This is a genomic window from Actinoplanes sp. ATCC 53533 (genome assembly GCF_003947245.1).
In genome coordinates this window covers 1-6290 of the sequence record NZ_QHHV01000310.1, presented here as the reverse complement: position 1 = coordinate 6290, position 6290 = coordinate 1, and the positions used below count along the sequence as shown (strand labels likewise).

Annotated in this window: 3 protein-coding genes; all 3 read right to left on the bottom strand. The window is 71.7% G+C overall.

The features are described from left to right. Window positions 1-1827, bottom strand: a 1827-nt coding sequence (locus tag DMB66_RS54975; protein ID WP_148112892.1) for a condensation domain-containing protein, incomplete at its 3' end; no start/stop codon positions are given. 33 nt (window positions 1828-1860) lie between these two features. After that, window positions 1861-3690, bottom strand: a complete 1830-nt coding sequence (locus tag DMB66_RS54970; RefSeq protein WP_125811998.1) for a non-ribosomal peptide synthetase — start codon at window positions 3688-3690, stop codon at window positions 1861-1863. After that, window positions 3687-6290: condensation domain-containing protein (locus DMB66_RS54965; RefSeq protein ID WP_148112891.1), on the bottom strand; the 2604-nt coding region annotated here is incomplete at its 5' end. The genes DMB66_RS54970 and DMB66_RS54965, both read right to left, overlap by 4 nt.

The following is a 6290-nucleotide window of genomic DNA, read 5'->3' as shown; positions in this document are numbered from 1 at the left end:
CAACACACACCAACCGGCCTTCATAMCCCGGAACCGGCCCATGAGACTGCCCTGCGTCAACACCACCCGGGCACCGGTATCAGCGATCATGAACCCGATCCGGTCCACCGGGAACCCCGGATCCAACGGCACATACGCCCCACCGGCCTTCAACACCGCCAGCAACGCCACCACCATGTCCACACCCCGCTCGACACACACCCCGACCCGGGCCTCGGCACCCACCCCAAGCCCGATCAAGTAATGCGCCAACCGGTTCACCCGCGCGTTCAGCTCCCCGTAGGAAACCTCCACCCCACCACACACCACCGCCACCCCGGCCGGATCCGACCGCACCCGATCCTCGAACCACTCATGCACACCACCATCAGCCAGAGCCCGCACCACACCCAAACCCCCGGCCAACAACGAACCCCCCGCCGACACCACCGGCAGACCGGAGAGCCGAACCTCCGCACTCACCGACGACAACAGGCCCACCAAGCCGCCCACGAAGCGCTCGACCCAGCCCGACGAGAACAGTGCCGACCGGTATGCGACCGACCCGACCAGACCGCCATCGTGCTCACGCAGCGACACGCTCAGGTCGAACTTCGCCGTCGCCGCGGGCAGCCGGATCTCGGTGAGCTCCATCCCGGCCATCCGCAGGGGCGCGGACGGCGTGGTGTCCATCTCGACCAGCACCTGGAAGAAGGGCGATCCGGCTGCCTGGCGCCGCGGGGCCAGCTCCTCGACCAGCCGTTCGAACGGCACGTCCTGATGCTCGAACGCACCCAGCACCACCTCCCGCACCCGCCCGACCAACTCCCCGAACGTCGGATCACCCGACAGATCCGTCCGCAACACCAGCACGTTGAAGAACAGACCCACCAACCCGTCAACCTCTGGCACCCCCCGACCCGCGACCGACGAACCCACCGACACATCCGTCGAACCCGACCACCGGGACACCACCAACTGCACCGCCGCCATCACCACCATGAACAGCGTCGCCCGCTGGGCCACCCCGACCGCGCGGAGCCCGGCGACGACGTCGGCCGGCAGGGCGAACTCGACAGACCCGCCGGCCCACGACTGGTCGGCGGACCGGGGGAACTCGGTCGCGATCTCGTGCGGGGTCAGGCCGGCGAGCTGGCGCCGCCAGTACTCCATCGACCGGTGCAGTGCTCCCCCGGCCGAGGCCCGTTCCTGCCAGACGGCGACGTCGCCGTACTGCACCGCCAACTCCGGCAACACCGCCGCCCGACCCGCCACCCCAGCCGCATACAACTCCGCCAACTCGCCCACGAACAGGCCCATCGACCAACCATCGAACACAATGTGATGCACCACGAACAACACCACAAAGTCATCAACGCCCAACCGCACCACAGTCACCCGCACCAACGGATCCGACCGCAGATCGAAAGCCACCAACTCCTCACCCCGCGCCACCACCAGCGCCTCAGCCCACCCGTCCACCACCCGCTCGACCCAACCAACCCGGGCCTCACCCACCCCTACCGCGACCCCATCAACCCCATCGACGAACACCGACCGCAACACCTCATGCCGCGCCACCACCCCCAGCACCGCACCCCGCAACACACCCACATCCAACGCCCCCCGGACCCGCCACCCGAACGGCACATTGAACTCCGGCGAACCACCCCCCAACTCCGACATGAACCACACCCGCCGCTGCGCCAACGACAACGGCACCACCACCCCCGCCGGGCGACGGGTCACCAGGGGGCGCCGTTTCGCGGTCGACGCCCGGGTGATGCCGAGATGCCTGGCTCGCGGGGGTGTTCCGACGGCGGCCGGGCGCGCGACGAAGTCCGTCATGGTGGTGTCCTTCCGGTGGGGCGAGCGAGCGGATCAGGCGTCCGTCTCGGGCAGCTCGTCCAGGCTGTCGGCGATCACGGCGGCCAAGTCGGCCAGTTTCGGGTAGTCGAACAGGACAGCGACCGGCACAGCCAGGTCGAAGGTCGACGCGATCCGGCTCATCATGGCGATGGCCAGCAGCGAGTGGCCGCCGAGATCGAAGAAGTCGTCATCGGGGCCGACGCCGCCGCGTTCGAGCAGGTCGCCCCAGATCGTGGCCAGTGCCCGCTCCACGGCGGTGGTCGGCGCCTGTCCCGCTGTGGCCGGCCCGGCGACGGGGTCGGGCAGCTGGGCCCGGTCGACCTTGCCGTGCGCGGTGAGGGGTAGCGCGTCGACAAGACACCACCCGGCCGGGATCATCGCGGTCGGCAACCGGTCGGCCACGTGCCGGCGGAGGTCCGGCTCGGTCACCCCGGTCGCCGGGTCGGCCGCGACCACATAGGCGATCAGCTGGGCACCGCCGGCCGGCGCCTCCCGGACGGCGACGTAGGCGCTCCGGACACCGGGGTGGGTGGCCACGGCGGCCGCCACCTCGCCCGGCTCGACGCGCTGCCCGCGGATCTTCACCTGGTCGTCGAGGCGACCCAGGAAGTCCAGCTCGCCGTCGGGCCGTTGCCGGGCCAGGTCGCCCGAGCGATACAGCCGTGCACCGGGCCGGCCGCCGAACGGGTCCGGCACGAACCGCTCGGCGGTCAGCGCCGGGCGGTTCAGGTAGCCCCGGGCGAGCCCGACGCCCCCGATCAGGAGCTCGCCCGGCGCTCCGGCCGGGACGCGACGGCCGTCCGTCCCGACGAGATGGGCCGTCGTCCCACCGATGGGCCGGCCGAGCGAGACGGTCGTTTCCGGTGTCGATGGTCCCGGCCGGGTGGCGAGGTTGCTGATCGTTGCCTCGGTGACGCCGTAGGTGTTCAGGATCGGCACTCCGGTGTGGCGCTGCCACCGCGACAGCACCGCGGCGCTGGCCGCCTCACCACCGATCACGATCAGCCGGACGCCGGCCGGCAAGGACCGGCCCTGGGTGATCAGCTCGTCGGCCCATTGGTGCCAGTACGCGGTCGGTAGGTTCACGACGCTGACCTGGTGATCCCGGACGAGCCGCTCGACGACGTGGGTGGCCGGCACGGGATCGGTCAGCAGCACCAGCGCGGCGCCGGCCAGCCAGGTGGGGAAGATCTCCTCGGCGGCGGCGTCGAAGGTCAGGCTGGCGAACTGCAGCACCCGGTCGGTGCCGGTCAGGTCGCACAACTCCCGCAGGCGCTGGGCGTGGTTGACCAGCGACCGGTGCGTCACTCCCACCGGCTTCGGCCGCCCGGTCGACCCGGAGGTGTAGATGACGTAGGCCAGGTTGTCGATGTCCGCGTAGGACTCGACCCGGCTCGCCGGACGATCGCGAGCGTCGGCCGGGTCCAGGGTCAGGACGGGGCGCCCCGGACCGATCCCCGTGCTGAGGGCGGGGGTCGTCACCACAAAGGACGTGTTCGCTTCGTCGAGCAGCTCCGCCCGGCGGGCGGACGGAGCGGCCGGATCGAGGGGCAGGTAGGCCGCGCCGGCCTTCAGCACCGCGAGGACGGCCACGATCAGGTCGACTCCCCGGGGAAGGCAGAGGCCGACCACCCGCTCGGGCCCGGCGCCCAGGTCACGCAGCCGGTGGGCCAGCCGGGCGGCGCGGGCGTCGAGTTCGGCGTAACTCACCGATTCGTCATCACACCGGATGGCCACCGCCCCGGGCGAGTGGTCGATGCGCTGGTGCAGCAGCACATCGAGCGGCGGCGGGCTCGGCTCGGCCGGCCCCGGCCGGCCGAGGGCGGCAACGGGCACCGTCATGGTCGCTCCTTTGTGCGATCGGTGGTGGTTCGGGGGAACGCCCGGATCGGGGTGCTGCCGTCGGCCAGGCCGGCGCGCAGCACGACGATCAGCTCGTCGGCCAGCGCCTCGACCGTCGCCCGGTCGAACAGGGCGGTGGCGTACTCGAACCCGCCGGTCACCCCGCCGTCGGCCGTCTCCTGCAGGTAGAGCGTGAGGTCGAAGTTCGCGGTGGCCGAGTGGCTCTCGTCGGCGGCCATCACCAGTCCGGACAGGTCCGGCGCCACCTCGGGGGCCGCCGCGTAGGCGAACATGATCTGGAACAGCGGGTGCTTCGACCGGTCGCGCCGGGGGCGAAGCTCCTGCACGAGCCGGTCGAACGGCAGGTCCTGGTAGGCGAACGCGGCCGTGACCGCGTCCCGCTGCCGGGCCAGCGCGGCGGCGAACGTCTCATCCCAGGCCAGCGGACCCCGCATCACGACCGTGTTCACGAAGACCCCGACCAGGTCGGCCAGCTCGGGGCGGTCGCGGCCGCCCACCGGTGTGCCGATGGCGATATCGGTCGCACCGGTGATCCGGGCCAGCAGGATCCGCAGCGCGGTCAGCACCACGACGTAGCTGGTGGTGTTCGACTCGCGTCCGGCTCGACGGATGGACCGGGCCAAGTCGGGGGGCAGCGTGAGCGTGACCACGTCGCCGGTCGAGTCGTAGCGGGCCGGGCGGGGCCGGTCGAACGGGAGGTCCACCGCGGGCAGGCCGGCGAGCGTGTCCCGCCAGAACGCGACGGCCAGCTCGGCGTCGTGGCCGCTGAGCCACTCGTGCTGCCAGGCCGCGAAGTCGGCGTACTGGATCGGCAGCGGCGGCAACGCCGACGGCCGGCCCTCGGTTCGACCGGCGTACAGCTCGGCCAGTTCGCGCTGGAGTATGCCGCGGGAGAGCCCGTCGAAGGCGATGTGGTGCAGGACCAGGCAGAGCACCCAGGTGTCGTCGGCCACCTCGATCAGCCGGGCCCGGATCGGCAGGTCACGGGTCAGGACGAAGCGGGTGGTGCGCTCGCGCCGGATCAGCTCGTCGGCCGCGGCCTCCCGCTCGACCCGGGTTCCGGCCGGGCGGTCCAGGTGGAACGGCACCACCGCGTCCGGCGCGACCACGCCGATCAGCTTTCCGTCCACAAGCGACACCAGAGTGCGCAACACCTCGTGCCGGGCGACGAGGTCGGCCAGGGCGCCGCGTAGCGCCGCCTCGTCCGGCCGGCCGGTCAGTCGCAGCACGATCGGCACCAGATACTCGGTGCTGTCCGGGTCGAGCTGGCCGTGGAACCACAGCCGCTGCTGGGCGCTGGAGAGGGCGACCACGCCCGCCGATCGCGGCACGGGCCGGATGGGCGCGAGGTCGGCGCCGGCCGGCCCCGGTGACCCGGCCACCGACCCGACCGCGCGGTCGACGGCGGCGGCGAAGCCGCCCAGCGTCGGGTTGGCGAAGAGTTCCCGTAGCGCCAGCCGGCGGGTCATCGGCGGGTAGGCCTCGGCGACCTGCCGGGCCAGCCGGGTGGCCGACAGTGAATGGCCGCCGAGGTCGAAGAAGTTGTCGTCGCCGCGCAGCCCCGTCCGGCCGAGTACGTCCTGCCAGAGCACGGCCAGCGCGAGCTCCGTGGCGCTGGCGGCCACCGCCGGGGCGTCCGCGGCGACGGCCGGCCCGGCCGGTGGCGAGGGCAGGGCCGAGCGGTCGATCTTGCCGTGGGCGGTCAGCGGCAGGCGGTCCAGCCGCACCAGGTGCGCCGGCACCATCGGCTCCGGCAGGGAGCGGCGCAGATGGTCGCGCAGGGCGGGTGCGTCGACAGTTGTCTCCGGCGCTTCCACCCAGTAGCCGACCAGGGCAGGGTCGCCAGCGGTGTCCTGGCGGACGACGACCGTTGCCTCCCGCACCGCCGGGTGGGCCAGCAGCTGGCTCTCGACCTCGCCGGGTTCCACCCGGTAGCCGCGGATCTTGATCTGGTCGTCGGACCGGCCGAGGAACTCGACGTTGCCGTCGGGAAGGACCCGGGCCAGGTCCTCGGTCCGGTAGAGCCGACCACCCGGTACCGGTCCGAACCGGTCCGGGATGAACTTGTCCGCGGTCAGATCAGGCCGGCCGTGATAACCCCGGACCACACCCATCCCACCCACGAGCAACTCACCGGTGACACCGACCTCGGCCAACTCACCGGCGTAATCCACCACGAACATCCACGTGTTCGGGATCGGCCGGCCGATCGGCACCGTCCGCGTCGAGACCAGCCCGTCGGCCTGGAACACCGAATTGGCCACCGTCACCTCGGTCGGCCCGTACTCGTTGAGCACCACCACGTCCGGGGCCAACCGCCGCCAATACTCCAACGACGCCGCCGAGAACGACTCGGCCCCGACCACCACCGTCGCGGCCAACCCCGCCGCCTCGGCCGGTGTCAACTGCGCGGTCAACAAATCCAGATGCGACGGGGTGAGCTTGATGAACGAGTACGGCCCACCAGCGACGAGCAACTCCCCCAACCGGGCGATGTCGAACCCCTCCGGTAACAGATGAACGGTCTGACCGGCGATCAACGGGCCGAACAGATTCGGCACCACCGCGTCGAACCCGAT